Source organism: Citrobacter sp. RHB35-C17 (assembly GCF_013816795.1).
Taxonomy (GTDB): domain Bacteria; phylum Pseudomonadota; class Gammaproteobacteria; order Enterobacterales; family Enterobacteriaceae; genus Citrobacter_A; species Citrobacter_A amalonaticus.
The window spans coordinates 3,285,523-3,302,068 of record NZ_CP057150.1 but is presented as its reverse complement, the minus strand read 5'-3'; the positions used below and the strand labels follow the sequence as shown (position 1 = coordinate 3,302,068).

Below are 16,546 nucleotides of genomic sequence, written 5' to 3'. Positions count from 1 at the left end.
CCGCACAACCCCTTCTGACCATCAGGAGGGGTTTCTCTTATTCCCTTTTCAACTTTCAAATCAGTAAACGGTATATAAAACCGTTACTCCTTTCACACTCGTTATAAATATTATGGCTATTAGAAAGTCATCAAATTTATAAGGGTGCGCAATGGCCGTTAACTTACTGAAAAAAAGATATCTGACGCTGATGGCGTCGTTGTTACTGGTCGGTCAGGCGCAGGCGACGGAGCTGTTGAACAGCTCGTACGACGTCTCCCGCGAACTGTTTGCCGCCCTCAACCCGCCGTTTGAACAGCAGTGGGCGAAAGATAACGGCGGCGATAAGCTGACGATTAAGCAGTCGCACGCGGGCTCCTCAAAGCAGGCGCTGGCAATTTTACAGGGATTGAAAGCCGACGTCGTGACCTACAATCAGGTGACCGATGTGCAGATCCTGCATGACAAAGGCAAGCTGATTCCGGCTGACTGGCAAAGCCGTTTGCCGAACAACAGCTCACCGTTTTACTCCACGATGGGATTCCTGGTACGTAAAGGCAACCCGAAGAACATTCGCGACTGGAACGACCTTGTCCGTTCTGATGTGAAGCTGATCTTCCCGAACCCGAAAACCTCCGGTAACGCCCGTTACACCTATCTGGCTGCCTGGGGCGCCGCCGATAACGCGGACGGCGGCGATAAAGCCAAAACCGAACAGTTCATGACCCAGTTCCTGAAAAACGTCGAAGTGTTTGATACCGGCGGTCGCGGCGCGACCACGACGTTTGCTGAGCGCGGACTGGGCGATGTGCTGATTAGCTTTGAGTCCGAAGTGAACAACATTCGCAAACAGTATGAAGCGCAGGGTTTTGAAGTGGTTATCCCGAAAACCAATATTCTGGCTGAGTTCCCGGTTGCCTGGGTGGATAAAAATGTGCAGGCCAATGGCACCGAGAAAGCGGCGAAAGCCTATCTGAACTGGCTGTACAGCCCGCAGGCGCAAACCATCATCACGGACTACTACTACCGCGTGAACAACCCGGAGGTGATGGACAAGCTGAAAGATAAATTCCCACAGACCGAACTGTTCCGCGTGGAAGAGAAATTTGGCTCCTGGCCTGAGGTGATGAAAACCCATTTCACCAGCGGTGGCGAACTGGACAAACTGCTGGCGGCGGGGCGTAAGTAATGTTTGCAGTCTCCTCCCGACGCGTACTGCCTGGCTTTACTTTAAGCCTGGGCACCAGCCTGCTGTTCGTTTGCCTGATTTTGCTGCTGCCGCTCAGTGCGTTAGTGATGCAACTGGCACAGATGAGCTGGGCGCAATACTGGGATGTGATTACCAATCCGCAGGTGGTTGCTGCCTATAAAGTGACGCTACTGTCGGCGTTTGTGGCGTCGATTTTTAACGGTGTGTTTGGCCTGCTGATGGCGTGGATTTTAACCCGCTATCGTTTCCCGGGGCGCACGTTGCTGGATGCGTTGATGGACCTGCCGTTTGCGCTGCCGACGGCAGTTGCCGGTCTGACGCTGGCTTCGCTGTTTTCCGTTAACGGTTTCTACGGCGAATGGCTGGCAAAATTTGATATCAAGGTGACATACACCTGGCTTGGCATTGCGGTGGCGATGGCGTTCACCAGTATTCCGTTCGTGGTGCGTACCGTGCAACCGGTACTCGAAGAGTTAGGCCCGGAATATGAAGAAGCGGCGGAAACCCTGGGCGCCACGCGGCTGCAAAGCTTTCGCAAGGTGGTCCTGCCGGAACTGTCACCTGCGCTGGTGGCCGGTGTCGCGCTGTCGTTTACCCGCAGCCTTGGCGAGTTCGGCGCAGTGATTTTCATCGCCGGTAACATTGCCTGGAAAACGGAAGTCACCTCGCTGATGATTTTTATTCGTTTGCAGGAGTTTGATTACCCTGCCGCCAGCGCGGTTGCCTCGGTGATCCTCGCGGCATCGTTATTGCTGCTGTTTTCAATTAACACCCTGCAAAGTCGCTTTGGCCGACGTGTGGTAGGTCACTAATGGCGGAAGTTACTCAATTGAAGCGTTATGACGCCCCCCGCATCAACTGGGGAAAATGGTTTCTGATTGGCACCGGCATGCTGGTGTCGGTGTTCATCCTGTTGGTGCCGATGATCACCATTTTCGTCCAGGCGTTCAGCAAAGGGGTGATGCCCGTGCTACAGAATCTGGCCGATCCGGATATGCTGCATGCCATCTGGCTGACGGTGTTGATCGCCCTGATTGCGGTGCCGGTGAACCTGGTGTTTGGCGTTCTGCTGGCCTGGCTGGTGACCCGTTTTAACTTTCCGGGCCGCCAGTTGCTGCTGACGCTGCTGGATATTCCTTTTGCCGTCTCGCCGGTGGTGGCGGGGCTGGTGTATCTGCTGTTTTACGGTTCCAACGGCCCGTTGGGCGGCTGGCTGGACGAGCATAATCTGCAAATTATGTTCTCCTGGCCGGGGATGGTGCTGGTGACCATCTTCGTCACCTGTCCGTTTGTGGTACGTGAACTGGTGCCGGTGATGCTCAGTCAGGGCAGTCAGGAAGATGAGGCGGCGATTTTGCTGGGCGCATCCGGCTGGCAGATGTTCCGTCGCGTGACGCTGCCGAACATTCGCTGGGCGCTGCTGTATGGCGTGGTGCTGACTAACGCCCGTGCGATTGGCGAGTTTGGCGCGGTGTCGGTGGTTTCCGGCTCAATTCGCGGCGAAACCCTGTCGCTGCCGTTACAGATTGAATTACTGGAGCAGGACTACAACAGCGTCGGCTCTTTTACCGCTGCGGCGCTATTGACGCTGATGGCGATTATTACCCTGTTTTTGAAGAGCATGTTGCAATGGCGCCTGGAGAATCAGGAAAAACGCGCGCAACAGGAGGAAAATCATGAGCATTGAGATTGCCAATATTAAGAAGTCTTTTGGTCGCACCCAGGTGCTGAACGATATCTCACTGGATATTCCTTCAGGTCAGATGGTTGCCTTGCTGGGGCCGTCCGGTTCCGGTAAAACCACACTACTGCGCATTATTGCCGGGCTGGAACACCAGTCCAGCGGACATATTCGCTTCCATGGTACCGACGTCAGCCGCCTGCATGCGCGCGATCGTAAGGTGGGATTTGTCTTTCAGCACTACGCGCTGTTCCGCCATATGACGGTGTTCGACAACATCGCCTTTGGCCTGAGCGTCCTGCCGCGTCGTGAGCGTCCCAATGCGGCGGCGATTAAAGCCAAAGTGACGACACTGCTGGAGATGGTGCAACTGGCACATCTGGCGGATCGCTTCCCGGCGCAGCTTTCAGGTGGGCAAAAACAACGTGTTGCGCTGGCCCGCGCGTTAGCGGTTGAACCACAAATTCTGCTGCTGGATGAGCCGTTTGGTGCCCTTGATGCGCAGGTGCGTAAAGAGCTGCGCCGCTGGCTGCGTCAACTGCATGAAGAGCTGAAATTCACCAGCGTCTTTGTCACGCATGATCAGGAAGAGGCCACTGAAGTGGCGGACCGCGTGGTGGTAATGAGCCAGGGGAATATTGAACAGGCCGATGCGCCGGATCAGGTCTGGCGTGAACCGGCGACCCGCTTTGTACTGGAATTTATGGGTGAAGTGAACCGCCTGCAAGGCACCATTCGTGGTGGGCAGTTCCACGTTGGCGCACACCGCTGGCCGCTGGGCTATACGCCTGCGTATCAGGGGCCGGTCGATCTGTTCCTGCGTCCATGGGAAGTCGATATCAGCCGCCGTACCAGTCTGGATTCACCGTTGCCGGTTCAGGTTATTGAAGCCAGCCCGAAAGGTCATTACACCCAATTGGTCGTGCAGCCGCTCGGGTGGTATCACGACCCGTTGACCGTGGTCATGCAAGGGGACGATGCTCCGGTACGCGGCGAGCGTCTGTTTGTAGGCCTGCAAAATGCACGCTTGTATAACGGCAATCAGCGTATTGAACGTCATGATGATGTTGTTTTCGCAGAAATAGCGTAATCTCAGAGCGTTTTTTATGTAGGCCGGATAAGACAGTTATGCTGCCTCCGGCAATACACATTTGCCTGATGGCGCTGGGTTTATCAGGTCTGGGTTGTGGACTGAAATTGTGAACACATTAGAACAAACTATTGGCAACACGCCGCTGGTGAAGCTGCAACGGTTGACGCCGGATAATGGCAGTGAAATTTGGGTCAAACTGGAAGGCAATAACCCGGCGGGGTCGGTGAAAGATCGTGCTGCGTTATCGATGATTGTTGAAGCGGAAAAACGCGGGGAGATTACGCCTGGTGATGTATTAATTGAGGCTACCAGCGGGAACACTGGCATTGCGCTGGCGATGATTGCGGCCCTGAAAGGCTATCGTATGAAGCTACTGATGCCGGACAACATGAGCCAGGAACGCCGCGCCGCGATGCGCGCCTACGGTGCTGAGCTGATTCTGGTGACCAAAGAGCAGGGGATGGAAGGGGCGCGCGATTTAGCGCTGGAGATGGCTCAGCGCGGCGAAGGCAAGCTGCTGGACCAGTTCAATAACCCTGATAACCCGTACGCGCATTACACCACTACGGGGCCGGAAATCTGGCGGCAAACGTCCGGACGTCTCACCCATTTTGTTTCCAGCATGGGGACGACTGGTACTATCACCGGGGTTTCTCGCTTTCTGCGCGAGCAGGCCCGTACGGTCACTATTGTGGGTCTGCAACCGGAAGAGGGCAGCAGCATTCCGGGGATTCGCCGCTGGCCAGCGGAATACATGCCGGGCATTTTTAATGCTCAGCTTGTCGATCAGGTCGTCGATATTCACCAGCGAGACGCGGAGAACACTATGCGTGAACTGGCGGTACGTGAAGGGATCTTCTGTGGCGTCAGCTCTGGCGGCGCGGTCGCCGGTGCGATACGGATTGCGAAAGCCAATCCGGGCGCGGTGGTAGTGGCGATTATTTGCGATCGCGGCGATCGTTATCTCTCTACCGGCGTGTTTGGCGAAGAGCACTTCAGCCAGGGCGCGGGGATTTAACCCTATTGCCCGGCGATGACCGGGCATGCGGATTAACCCTGACGTTTTTTCACCAGCAGATCCAGGAACTGCCAGAGTTTTTCATTCATTTCCTTATAATCCCATTCGCGCATTTCCGCCTTCGAGCGAATAAAGCGCTTCCCTTTGGCTTCCGCCAGCTCTTGCTCAGAATGTTGAATCAGTCCTTCCACCGCCTCGGCAGTAAATTCCATATGGCACTGGAAGCCGTAGACAAAATTGCCATATTGCACGATCTGTCGTGGACAACCGACGCTTGTGGCAAGCACCGTGGCCTGATCGGTAAGCCCTGGCATGTCGTTATGCCAGTGGCCGACCGTCAGCGGAGAGCCGAAGTGGGCAAGCAACGGATGCTGTTTTCCTGCTTCGGTCAGCGTAATGGGATAGTGACCAATCTCTTTTTCCGGACTCTGGCAGACCCTGGCTCCCAGCGCTTCGCCAATCAACTGTGAACCCAGACAGATCCCGACCACGATCCGACCCGCCGAGATAGCCTGATTGATCAGGTGTTGTTCAGCCTTAGAGTCAAAATAAGGGCACTCTGCTAGCGTGGTGCGCGGTGACTGCGGGCCGCCAAACACGACCAGCATATCAAAGCCATCGGCGTTGGCCGGAACCGGTTCGCTGTCATAGACGCGGGTCCAGGTGATGTGATGACCGCGCGTTTCAGCCCACGGCAAATAAGCGCCTGCCGATTCAAATGATTCGTGAATAATAAAATGGACGTGCACGGATACTCTCCTGTTATTGGCTCAGCGCCTGATGAAGATGGCCGGCCAGGCGGTTGATGTCGTTGTCATTGAGTGTGGAAAGGGTGATACGCAGACCCTGTGCGGGCGTGTTAACGCCGAAAGCGTCGCCTTCACGCACCAGCCAACCGGATTTCGCCAGCGCGAATGCAACGTTTTGGCTGGCTTCGGCAAGGGGTAGCCACAGGTTCAGACCATCGCCGGGGAAAATATTGTTGATGCCTTGTGCGTGCAGTGCCTGCGCCAGTTTGCGCTGCTGATCGGCGTAAAACTGGCGGGATTCGGCGAGCGTTTGCTGCCAGACGGGGTCTGCCAGACAGGTGTAAACCAGATCCTGCAAAATGTGGCTGACCCACTGACTGCCGGCGTTTAGACGCAGGCGTAATTTTGCTGACGTCGCGGGATCGCTGGCGACAATGGCAAGACGCAGGTCTGGCCCCAGCGTTTTCGACATTGAGCGAACGATCGACCAGTGGAGTGTTTCTGCCGCAATCACCGGATGCCACGCGCAGGCGGAAAGCAGGGCAAAGTGGTCGTCAACAATCACCAGTACCTGTGGGTATCGTGCAAGGATGGCCTGTAATGCGCCAGCGCGTGCGGCGCTTAAACTGCATCCCGTCGGGTTGTGCGCTCGAGGTGTAACGATCACTGCCCGGGCGCCTTTACTCAGCGCCTGTTCGAGCCCCTCTGGTCGCATCCCTTCACTGTCGACGCGCACCGGGCTGGCGCTGAATCCGGCGTATCGCAGCATATTGATACTGCTTAAAAAGCAAGGGTCTTCAACCACCACGCTATCGCCGGGCAGCAGATGGGCGCTCAGCAGGCGTTCAATGGCGTCAATTGCGCCGCTGGTGATATCAATTTCACCCGCAGCGGGAACGGCATCCTGCATCCACTGCGTGGCCCAGCGCTTTAGCTCCGGGGAAACCGGCGTGTCACCGTACAGGCGGTGGTCGTGATGACATTTTGCAAAGTAACGGCTCAGGTCCGGCAGGCGAGTCGGGTCAGGATTTCCGCTGGAGAGATCGTGAAGCGGCGTGTGGGGGTCGCCGCCTTCGCGTGCGATGGGCGTCGAGGCGCTTTTAATAACGGTGCCATTGCGGCCACGACTTTGCGCCAGTCCGGATGTCACCAGGCGTTTGTAGGCCGCTGCAACAGTATTGCGATTTACATTGAGTTGCGCAGCCAGTTCCCGTACCGGCGGCAATGTTTCACCTGCAGACAACACGCCGCTGGTGACGTGCTGCCGTATACTGTCAAAGATTTCGCTGGCGGTTTTTCCGTCGATCATTATTGACCTATGACAAAATGAATTTTAGCATATGACGATAATAGTGAGGCACCCGCCCGCTGTCCAGTGAGAGGAGAAGTTAATGGAGCAGGAGAGTGATATTCAGTCAGTGCTCTTCGACGATAAGCATCGGGCGTTGCAGACCGATATTGTCGCCGTTCAGTCACAGGTGGTGTATGGCAGCGTCGGCAATAGCATCGCTGTGCCAGCCATCAAAGCAAAGGGTTTGCGGGTGACGGCGGTGCCTACCGTCCTGTTCAGTAATACTCCGCACTATGACACGTTCTACGGGGGCGTTATTCCGGCCGACTGGTTCCGCGGTTATTTGCTGGCGTTAAGCGAGCGTGATGCGCTGCGCGAGTTAAAGGCTGTGACCACCGGTTATATGGGCAGCGCAGAACAAATCGTGCTGCTGGCGCAATGGTTGCAAAACGTTCGTCAAACGCATCCTGACATTCCTGTTCTGGTCGATCCGGTGATTGGCGATACCGACAGCGGAATGTATGTGAAAGCCGAGATACCGGATGCCTATCGACATCACCTGCTGCCGCTGGCGCAGGGGCTGACGCCGAATGTCTTCGAACTGGAGATGCTCAGCGGTATGCCGTGCCGCACCCTGGAGGAGGCTGTTATCGCGGCGAGATCGCTGCTGACCGACACGCTGAAGTGGATTGTCATCACCAGCGCGCCAGGACAGGACAGTGAAACCATCAATGTGGCGGTGGTCACGGCCCAAACGCTGGATGTGATTGAGCACCCGCGGGTAGAAACCGATCTGAAAGGGACCGGCGATCTGTTCTGTGCCGAGTTGATTAGCGGCATTGTGTTGGGGAAATCGTTGACGCAGGCAACGCAACAGGCCGCGGAACGCGTACTGGCGGTGATGACCTGGACGCAGCAATGCGGATGTGACGAACTGATACTGCCTCCGGCAGGGGAGGCGCGATGAAGAGTTATCGGTTAGTGGTTTGTCAGCAGGGACGTATCGTGGGACATTTTGAAACCAGCGGGCTGAATGCGCTGGAAGATATCTGCGTGGCGCGCGCGATGTTTGGCATCACGGGCGGCTATCAGTGCGAACTGTTGGTTTCTGATTCAGAAAAGCGGATGCTGGAGAGCGGGCCGGAAGGGATGAAAATCCTGATGCGTGAAAAGTGTTATCGCCCGGTGACCTCACCATTGTAACCGCGAACTGATGCCGGATGGCGGCGTATGCGCCATCAGGCGGGTTTGCCATCCGGTAGATAAAAAAATGGCGCCAGAAGGCGCCATTTTTCTCTGCGGCAAGAATTATTTCTTGATGCGGATAACCGGGGTTTCACCCACAGTCACGCTACCGGACAGTTTGATCAGTTCTTTGATTTCGTCCATGTTGGAGATAACAACCGGAGTCAGGGTTGACTTGGCTTTTTCTTCCAGCAGCGGCAGATCGAATTCAATTACCGGGTCACCCACTTTCACACGCTGGCCTTCTTCAGCGATACGCTTGAAGCCTTCGCCTTTCAGCTCAACGGTGTCGATACCGAAGTGAACAAACAGTTCGATACCGCTATCGGATTCGATAGAGAACGCATGGTTGGTCTCAAAGATTTTGCCGATGGTACCGTCAACCGGTGCAACCATCTTATTACCGGTTGGTTTGATAGCGATGCCATCACCCACGATTTTTTCAGCAAAAACGACATCCGGTACGTCTTCGATGTTGACGATCTCGCCAGAGAGCGGTGCAACAATCTCAATAGTTCCGGTGTCTTTCTTATCATCAGAAACCAGAGACTTCAGTTTATCGAACAAACCCATGATCTTCTCCTAAGCAGTAAATTGGGCCGCATCTCGTGGATTAGCAGATTGTTTTTTCTTCAATGAACTTGTTAACCAGCGTCATTAACTCGTCCGTTGTCGGTTGAGCAAGAGCCTGCTCTGCTAACACCTTCGCATCTTCGAAGTTCGTGTTACGGATAATCTTCTTAATGCGCGGGATAGAAATGGCGCTCATAGAGAATTCGTCCAGACCCATCCCCAGCAACAGAAGTGTAGCACGTTCGTCGCCTGCAAGCTCACCACACATGCCAGTCCATTTACCTTCAGCATGAGAAGCATCAATAACTTGCTTGATCAATGTGAGGACAGATGGCGACATTGGCTGGTAGAGATGTGAAATCATATCATTACCACGGTCAACTGCCAGAGTGTACTGCGTTAAATCATTGGTGCCGATACTAAAGAAATCAACTTCTTTGGCTAAATGACGAGCAATCGTTGCCGCAGCCGGTGTTTCCACCATCACGCCAATCTCAATGGTCTCGTCAAAAGCTTTACCTTCGTCACGCAGTTCCTGTTTGTAGATTTCGATCTCTTTACGCAGTGCGCGAACTTCTTCAACAGAGATGATCATCGGGAACATAATGCGCAGTTTGCCGAAAGCAGACGCGCGCAGGATAGCGCGAACCTGATCGCGCAGGATCTCTTTACGATCCATCGCGATACGCACAGCACGCCAGCCCAGGAACGGGTTTTCTTCTTTCGGGAAGTTCATGTACGGCAGCTCTTTGTCGCCGCCGATGTCCATGGTACGCACGATCACCGCCTGAGAGCCACACGCTTCAGCCACGGCTTTGTAAGCTGCAAACTGTTCTTCTTCAGTCGGCAGCGCGTCGCGATCCATAAACAGGAATTCAGTACGGTACAGACCCACACCTTCCGCACCGTTGCGCTCTGCGCCTTCGACGTCACGCACGGTACCGATGTTGGCGCACACTTCAACCTGATGGCCATCCAGGGTGATGGCAGGCAGATCTTTCAGTTTAGCCAGTTCCGCTTTTTCAGTGGCAACTTGCTCCTGAACGGCGCGCAGTTTTTCAATTTCTTCGTTGGTCGGGTTGACGTAAACCTGGTTGTTTACGGCATCCAGAATCAGATAATCGTCGTTTTTCACCTGAGAGGTGACGCTACCGGTACCCACGATGGCTGGCAGTTCCAGAGAACGCGCCATGATAGAGGTGTGGGAAGTGCGGCCGCCCACGTCGGTAATGAAACCCAGCACCTTTTTCAGGTTCAGCTGTGCGGTTTCTGACGGGGTCAGGTCAGCGGCAACCAGGATGACTTCATCCTGAATTGCGCTCAGGTCAATAATTGCCAGCCCGAGGATGTTGCGCAGCAGGCGCTTACCGATGTCACGTACGTCAGCCGCACGTTCTTTCAGGTATTCATCATCCAGTTCTTCCAGGGCAGTGGCCTGACCTTCGATAACTTCATGCGCAGCCGCGTCAGCCGTCATGTGTTTATCTTTAATCAGGGCTATGATTTCCTGCTCCAGCTCCTCATCTTCGAGCAGCATAATATGCCCTTCGAAAATGGCTTCTTTTTCTTCACCGAACGTTTCACCAGCTTTCGTTTTGATCGCTTCTAACTGTGCAGATGCCTTGGCACGACCGCTCAGAAAACGTTCAACTTCCTGATCAACCTTGTCGGCAGAAATTTTTTTCCGGTCAATGACGATTTCGTCTTCTTTCAGCAAAAGTGCTTTGCCGAAAGCGATACCCGGGGATGCTAAAATGCCTGAAATCATAACCCTACCTTACTTGTGACTGATTTTTAAAAGAACCCGGAAAAACTTATTCCAGTTCCGCCATCAGCTTGACCAGATGTTCTACGGCTTTCTGCTCGTCTTCACCTTCTGCAGAGATGGTCACGACGGTACCCTGAGTCAGACCCAGAGTTTGCAGTTTAAACAGGCTTTTCGCGCTGGCGCTTTTGCCGTTGGAAGTCACAGTAATCTCAGAAGTGAAGCCTTTCGCTTCTTTAACAAACTGAGCAGCAGGGCGGGTGTGCAGACCGTTCGGAGCGGTAATGGTAACTTCTTGCTGGAACATTGTATTTCCCCAACTTATAGGTTTAGTGTTGTGGAACTAAAGTCTAGCCTGGCGGTTTGACTTTAGCCTGTATTGTTAGCGCCGGCGTAAACGGGCGCGACACACCAGGTGTTTTACGCCATCCGTTGCTGTCAACCTCTGGCCGCTGACGTTTCGCTCGTCATTAAACATTATGCCGCTAAATCAATACTTGAACCAAATCATAAAATCGATTCAGCTAGCAGTTTTCCTGTAACGATTAATTTCGCGCTTCAAAATAATTAATCAGGTTAAATACCAGACCTGGTGGGGTGAAGCAATGGCAGGTGGGGTGAAAGTTTGAAGCAGGCCACAAAAAAGCACCTGAAAAGGTGCTTTTTTACGCGTTTTTAACATGCTGGCATTACTGTTGCAATTCTTTCTCTGTGAAGAGATCGGCAAACAGTGCAGTGCTCAAATAACGCTCACCCGATGACGGTAGGATAACCACAATATTCTTATTGGTAAAGGTTTCATCTTCCTGAAGCTTAAGCGCGGCAGCCACTGCGGCTCCGGAGGAGATACCGGCAAGAATGCCTTCCTCTTCCATTAGGCGGCGGGCGGTGGAGATCGCCTCTTCGTTGGTGATGGCGACCACTTTGTCGATCAGTTTCAGATCCAGGTTACCCGGAATGAAACCGGCGCCGATACCCTGAATTTTGTGCGGACCTGGCTTCAGCTCTTCGCCTGCCAGCGCCTGAGCGATGACCGGGGAATCCGTTGGCTCAACGGCAACGGTAATCAGGTCGGTTTTGCCTTTGGTGCCTTTAATATAGCGGGTGACGCCGGTTAGCGTCCCGCCAGTCCCCACGCCGGAGATGAAAACGTCAACCTGGCCGTCGGTATCTTCCCAGATTTCCGGACCGGTGGTTTTTTCGTGAATTTCTGGGTTTGCCGGGTTGCTGAACTGCTGAAGCAACAGATATTTCGCCGGATCGCTGGCGACAATCTCTTCTGCTTTCTGAATGGCGCCTTTCATGCCTTTTGCGCCTTCGGTCAGCACCAGGTTGGCACCCAGCGCTTTCAGCAGTTTACGACGTTCGATACTCATGGTTTCCGGCATGGTCAGCGTCAGTTTGTAACCACGTGCCGCCGCGACATAGGCCAGCGCGATACCCGTGTTGCCGCTGGTGGGTTCAACCAGCTCGACGCCCGGTTTCAGCACGCCGCGTTTTTCAGCATCCCAAATCATATTGGCACCGATACGGCATTTCACGCTGAAGCTCGGGTTACGTGATTCCACCTTCGCCAGAATGCGTCCGTTACCGATACGGTTCAGTCGAACCAGCGGCGTATGACCGATAGTCAGCGAGTTGTCTTCAAAAATCTTACTCATGGCCTGTCCTTAACTGTATGAAATTGGGATACCTTCCCAGCATACCCTTCAGACGAATATGGGGAAGTAAGGATTTCGCATATCTATATGCTATGAAGAAATAATGGGTATCAGTATGGAATAAGAGGCGTTATAAACAACCTCTTATTTACACAAACTTTCGTTATTTCCATAACGCGTGCTTAGCACGATAGCAATCCACCCACATCGCCGTGGCGCCACAGACTGCCACTGGCATGATGAAGAGATTAAGAACCGGGATCAGGGTAAACAGGCTGGTGAGCGCACCAAACTGCATATTGGTGACCTTACGGCTGCGCAGAGCAGTGCGCATCTCTTTAAACGGCACTTTATGGTTGTCAAAAGGGTAATCGCAATACTGAATGGCCAGCATCCAGGCGCTGAACAGGAACCACAGTACGGGGGCGACGGTTTGCCCGATGCCGGGAATAAAGTAAAGGATCAGCAGTACGATGGCGCGTGGCAGATACCAGGCCAGCTTTTGCCATTCGCGTTTCATAATCCGCGGCACATCTTTCATGATCCCCAGAATGCCCGTGTCCGGCGGCGTTGCGCCGGTGAGTCGCGCTTCCAGTTGCTCCGCCAGCAGCCCGTTAAACGGCGCGGCAATCCAGTTGGCCAGGGTCGAGAAAAAATAGCCAAACACCAGCAGCACAGAGATGACCGCGACAGGCCACAGCAGATAGCTCAGCCATTGCAGCCAGTCCGGGACGTGACTCATAAGCGACGGGATCCAGACATCCAGCTGTGTGAACAGCCACCAGAACGCACTGCCCATTAGCAGGATGTTGACCAGTAGCGGTAAAATGACATAGCGACGGATCCCTGGTTGCGAAACCAGTTTCCATCCCTGAGCAAAGTAGTAAAAACCGCTGCGTGGCGCAGTGACAGATGATGACACCATAGTCAGGACATGCTCCTTTTCGTATAAGTCCTAAGCGAACACGGGTATCTTACCGGGTTATCGCACACAGAACAGTTCGGAAATGTTCGAAAAAACAGCAAAAAGCACGATTTCGTTCATCTTTATGCTGTGAAAGCTAAGAGTACACTTGCACTTGACGTAATCGGCAAATACTCTTAGTGAGTAAATGTTTGCCGTGGTGGCAAGGTGTTAGAACAACAGAGAATATAATGATGCAGGATTTGCGTCTGATATTAATCATTGTTGGCGCGATCGCCATAATCGCTTTACTGGTACATGGTTTCTGGACCAGCCGTAAAGAACGATCTTCTATGTTCCGCGATCGTCCACTGAAACGCATGAAATCAAAACGCGACGACGACTCGTATGACGATGATGTCGAAGCAGACGAAGGCGTGGGTGAAGTTCGTGTTCACCGCGTGAATCATGCCCCTGGCAACCCGCAGGAGCATGAAGCTCCTCGCCAGTCGCCGCAACACCAGTACCAGCCGCCTTATGCGTCGGCACAACCGCGTCAGCCGGTTCAGCCATCGTCTGAAGTGCCGGTACAGCCGCAGCATGCCCAGCGTCCGCCGCAGCAGCCGGTACACCAGCCACAGCCTGCGCCGCAGCAATCCGCTCAGCCGCAGCCGGTGCATCAGCCTGCGCCACAGCAACCTGTGCATCAGCCGCAGCCGGTTCAACAACAGCCCGCCGCGCCGCAGATTCAGCCCGTTCAGCCGACTGCACCGCAGCCGTCGCCACAGGCTTTCCAGCCTGCAGAACCCGTGGTCGAGCCACAGCCTGAGCCCGTCGTTGAAGAAGCACCAGCCCCGGAAAAGCCTCAGCGTAAAGAAGCGGTAATCATCATGAACGTCGCCGCCCATCATGGCAGCGAGCTTAACGGTGAAGTGCTGCTCAACAGCATTCAGCAGGCCGGATTCAAGTTTGGCGACATGAATATTTTCCATCGTCATCTGAGTCCGGATGGCAGCGGCCCGGCGTTATTCAGCCTGGCGAATATGGTTAACCCGGGTACGTTTGATCCAGAAATGGTCGACTTCACCACGCCGGGCGTGACCATCTTTATGCAGGTGCCGTCTTACGGCGATGAACTGCAGAACTTCAAACTGATGCTGCAATCCGCACAGCATATTGCCGATGAAGTCGGTGGTGTGGTGCTCGACGATCAGCGTCGGATGATGACGCCGCAAAAATTGCGCGAGTATCAGGACCGTATCCGCGAAGTGAAAGACGCGAACGCCTGATACACTCAAGGCACGACAACTTCCTTTCTGAACCCCCGCCTGTCGGGGGTTTTTTATCATTGATGGTGCGATATGGAATCAATCGAACAACAACTGACCGAACTGCGAACCACGCTTCGCCATCATGAGTATCTTTACCATGTGATGGATGCGCCGGAAATCCCCGATGCAGAATATGACCGCCTGATGCGCGAGCTGCGTGAACTGGAAGCGCAACACCCGGAGCTGATTACTCCGGACTCTCCGACCCAGCGCGTGGGCGCTGCGCCGCTGGCGTCTTTCAGCCAGATTCGTCATGAAGTGCCGATGTTGTCGCTGGACAACGTCTTTGATGAGGAGAGTTTCCTGGCGTTTAACAAGCGCGTGCAGGACCGTCTTAAGAGCAGTGACAAGCTGACCTGGTGCTGTGAGCTGAAACTGGACGGTCTGGCGGTCAGCATTCTCTATGAAAACGGGGTGCTGGTGAGTGCCGCAACTCGCGGTGATGGTACGACCGGTGAGGACATTACCTCAAACGTGCGGACTATTCGCGCCATTCCGCTGAAACTCCACGGCGATAACATTCCGACGCGTCTGGAAGTGCGAGGCGAAGTTTTCCTGCCGCAGGCGGGTTTTGAAAAGATCAATGAAGATGCTCGCCGCACGGGCGGAAAGCTGTTTGCTAACCCGCGAAATGCGGCAGCGGGCTCGCTGCGCCAGCTCGATCCGCGTATCACCGCGAAGCGACCACTCACTTTCTTCTGCTATGGCGTTGGCGTGCTGGAAGGCGGCGAACTGCCTGATACTCATCTGGGGCGTCTGCTGCAATTCAAAGCATGGGGGTTGCCGGTCAGCGATCGCGTGACGCTGTGTGACTCGCCGGAAGCGGTGCTGGCGTTTTACCACAAGGTGGAAGAGGATCGTCCGACGCTGGGTTTCGACATCGATGGGGTGGTGATTAAGGTCAACTCGATGGCGCTACAGGAGCAACTGGGTTTCGTCGCACGTGCGCCGCGCTGGGCGGTGGCCTTTAAATTCCCGGCGCAGGAACAGATGACCTTTGTTCGTGACGTGGAGTTCCAGGTCGGACGCACCGGAGCAATTACTCCCGTTGCGCGTCTTGAACCGGTACAGGTCGCGGGTGTGCTGGTGAGTAACGCCACGCTGCATAATGCCGATGAAATCGAACGTCTTGGCCTGCGCATTGGCGATAAGGTGGTAATTCGCCGTGCTGGCGATGTTATTCCGCAGGTGGTCAACGTGGTGCTTTCCGAACGTCCGGACGACACGCGTCCGGTAGCATTTCCGACGCATTGCCCGGTATGCGGTTCAGACGTTGAGCGCGTGGAAGGTGAAGCGGTTGCTCGCTGTACCGGCGGTTTGATTTGCGGCGCGCAGCGTAAAGAATCGCTCAAGCATTTCGTATCTCGTCGGGCGATGGACGTGGATGGGATGGGCGACAAAATTATCGACCAACTGGTCGAGAAAGAGTATGTCCACACGCCGGCGGACCTGTTTCGGCTGACAGCCGGGAAACTGACCGGTCTTGACCGAATGGGGCCGAAGTCGGCGCAAAACGTGGTGGAGGCGCTGGAAAAATCGAAATCGACCACCTTTGCGCGCTTCCTGTATGCACTCGGTATCCGGGAAGTTGGAGAGGCTACGGCCGCCGGTCTGGCCGCTTACTTCGGTACTCTGGAAGCGCTGGAAGCGGCGTCTATTGACGAGCTGCAAAAAGTCCCCGATGTGGGCATTGTGGTCGCCACCCATGTGTTCAATTTCTTTGCTGAAGAGAGCAATCGCGAAGTCATCGGGCAACTGCTGGCGGAAGGCATTCACTGGCCTGCACCGGTGGTGATCAATGCGGAAGAGATTGACAGTCCATTTGCCGGGAAAACGGTAGTGCTGACGGGAAGCCTGAGCCAGATGTCGCGCGATGATGCTAAAGCGCGGCTGGTGGAGCTCGGTGCGAAAGTGGCGGGCAGCGTCTCGAAGAAGACCGATCTGGTTATTGCTGGCGAAGCGGCCGGGTCCAAACTGGCAAAAGCGCAGGAGCTGGGGATTGCAGTGATTGACGAAGCGGAAATGCTCCGCCTGCTGGGTGTCTGA

At 54.6% G+C, this 16,546-nt stretch carries 16 protein-coding genes; 9 read left to right on the top strand and 7 right to left on the bottom strand.

Annotated features, from left to right (window positions below; all coding sequences use genetic code 11):
* Nucleotides 1-151: 151 nt before the first annotated feature.
* The 5 genes from cysP to cysM all read left to right on the top strand — a co-directional run bounded on the left by cysP (nucleotide 152) and on the right by cysM (nucleotide 4,981).
* The gene (cysP, locus tag HVZ37_RS15845; protein ID WP_044327214.1) at nucleotides 152-1,168 is read left to right on the top strand and encodes a thiosulfate/sulfate ABC transporter substrate-binding protein CysP; all 1,017 of its coding nucleotides are present in this window, start codon (nucleotides 152-154) and stop codon (nucleotides 1,166-1,168) included.
* Complete coding sequence (gene cysT, locus HVZ37_RS15840) at nucleotides 1,168-2,001, top strand: sulfate/thiosulfate ABC transporter permease CysT (protein ID WP_042999900.1); 834 nt, start codon at nucleotides 1,168-1,170, stop codon at nucleotides 1,999-2,001. The genes cysP and cysT overlap by 1 nt, the downstream gene beginning before the upstream one ends.
* A complete protein-coding gene (gene cysW / locus HVZ37_RS15835) occupies nucleotides 2,001-2,876 on the top strand; it encodes a sulfate/thiosulfate ABC transporter permease CysW (protein WP_042999901.1) in 876 nt (291 codons plus the stop codon). Before cysT ends, cysW begins: the two co-directional genes overlap by 1 nt.
* Complete coding sequence (gene cysA, locus HVZ37_RS15830; protein ID WP_044258378.1) at nucleotides 2,866-3,960, top strand: sulfate/thiosulfate ABC transporter ATP-binding protein CysA; 1,095 nt, start codon at nucleotides 2,866-2,868, stop codon at nucleotides 3,958-3,960. The genes cysW and cysA overlap by 11 nt, the downstream gene beginning before the upstream one ends.
* Nucleotides 3,961-4,069: 109 nt before the next feature.
* Complete coding sequence (gene cysM, locus HVZ37_RS15825; RefSeq protein WP_044327212.1) at nucleotides 4,070-4,981, top strand: cysteine synthase CysM; 912 nt, start codon at nucleotides 4,070-4,072, stop codon at nucleotides 4,979-4,981.
* 32 nt (nucleotides 4,982-5,013) lie between these two features.
* On the opposite strand, the gene HVZ37_RS15820 is transcribed toward cysM, so the two are convergent.
* Together HVZ37_RS15820 and ptsJ are read right to left on the bottom strand one after the other, a co-directional pair.
* Nucleotides 5,014-5,730 (bottom strand): type 1 glutamine amidotransferase, encoded by a 717-nt coding sequence (locus HVZ37_RS15820; protein ID WP_058586930.1) that lies wholly within the window; start codon nucleotides 5,728-5,730, stop codon nucleotides 5,014-5,016.
* A 13-nt stretch (nucleotides 5,731-5,743) separates the two neighbouring features.
* The gene (gene ptsJ, locus HVZ37_RS15815) at nucleotides 5,744-7,039 is read right to left on the bottom strand and encodes a transcriptional regulator PtsJ (protein ID WP_042999904.1); all 1,296 of its coding nucleotides are present in this window, start codon (nucleotides 7,037-7,039) and stop codon (nucleotides 5,744-5,746) included.
* An 82-nt stretch (nucleotides 7,040-7,121) separates the two neighbouring features.
* On the opposite strand from ptsJ, the gene pdxK reads away from it, so the two are divergent.
* The gene (gene pdxK, locus HVZ37_RS15810) at nucleotides 7,122-7,988 is read left to right on the top strand and encodes a pyridoxine/pyridoxal/pyridoxamine kinase (RefSeq protein ID WP_042999905.1); all 867 of its coding nucleotides are present in this window, start codon (nucleotides 7,122-7,124) and stop codon (nucleotides 7,986-7,988) included.
* Nucleotides 7,985-8,224 (top strand): cytoplasmic protein, encoded by a 240-nt coding sequence (locus HVZ37_RS15805; RefSeq protein WP_181627711.1) that lies wholly within the window; start codon nucleotides 7,985-7,987, stop codon nucleotides 8,222-8,224. The genes pdxK and HVZ37_RS15805 overlap by 4 nt, the downstream gene beginning before the upstream one ends.
* A 105-nt stretch (nucleotides 8,225-8,329) precedes the next feature.
* On the opposite strand, the gene crr is transcribed toward HVZ37_RS15805, so the two are convergent.
* The 5 genes from crr to cysZ all read right to left on the bottom strand — a co-directional run bounded on the left by crr (nucleotide 8,330) and on the right by cysZ (nucleotide 13,190).
* Nucleotides 8,330-8,839, bottom strand: a complete 510-nt coding sequence (crr, locus tag HVZ37_RS15800) for a PTS glucose transporter subunit IIA (RefSeq protein WP_000522253.1) — start codon at nucleotides 8,837-8,839, stop codon at nucleotides 8,330-8,332.
* Nucleotides 8,840-8,879: 40 nt separating this feature from the next.
* Nucleotides 8,880-10,607: a phosphoenolpyruvate-protein phosphotransferase PtsI gene (gene ptsI / locus HVZ37_RS15795; protein ID WP_042999907.1), complete on the bottom strand. Its 1,728-nt coding sequence runs from the start codon at nucleotides 10,605-10,607 to the stop codon at nucleotides 8,880-8,882.
* A 46-nt stretch (nucleotides 10,608-10,653) separates the two neighbouring features.
* The gene (gene ptsH, locus HVZ37_RS15790; protein ID WP_000487600.1) at nucleotides 10,654-10,911 is read right to left on the bottom strand and encodes a phosphocarrier protein Hpr; all 258 of its coding nucleotides are present in this window, start codon (nucleotides 10,909-10,911) and stop codon (nucleotides 10,654-10,656) included.
* 382 nt (nucleotides 10,912-11,293) lie between these two features.
* Nucleotides 11,294-12,265 (bottom strand): cysteine synthase A, encoded by a 972-nt coding sequence (gene cysK / locus HVZ37_RS15785; RefSeq protein WP_042999909.1) that lies wholly within the window; start codon nucleotides 12,263-12,265, stop codon nucleotides 11,294-11,296.
* A 163-nt stretch (nucleotides 12,266-12,428) separates the two neighbouring features.
* Nucleotides 12,429-13,190, bottom strand: a complete 762-nt coding sequence (cysZ, locus tag HVZ37_RS15780; protein ID WP_044327908.1) for a sulfate transporter CysZ — start codon at nucleotides 13,188-13,190, stop codon at nucleotides 12,429-12,431.
* Between the two features lie 230 nt (nucleotides 13,191-13,420).
* Here cysZ and zipA point away from each other — a divergent pair, with 230 nt between their 5' ends.
* Nucleotides 13,421-14,458, top strand: coding sequence for a cell division protein ZipA (gene zipA, locus HVZ37_RS15775; RefSeq protein WP_042999911.1), 1,038 nt, complete (start codon nucleotides 13,421-13,423; stop codon nucleotides 14,456-14,458).
* 72 nt (nucleotides 14,459-14,530) lie between these two features.
* Complete coding sequence (gene ligA / locus HVZ37_RS15770) at nucleotides 14,531-16,546, top strand: NAD-dependent DNA ligase LigA (protein ID WP_042999912.1); 2,016 nt, start codon at nucleotides 14,531-14,533, stop codon at nucleotides 16,544-16,546.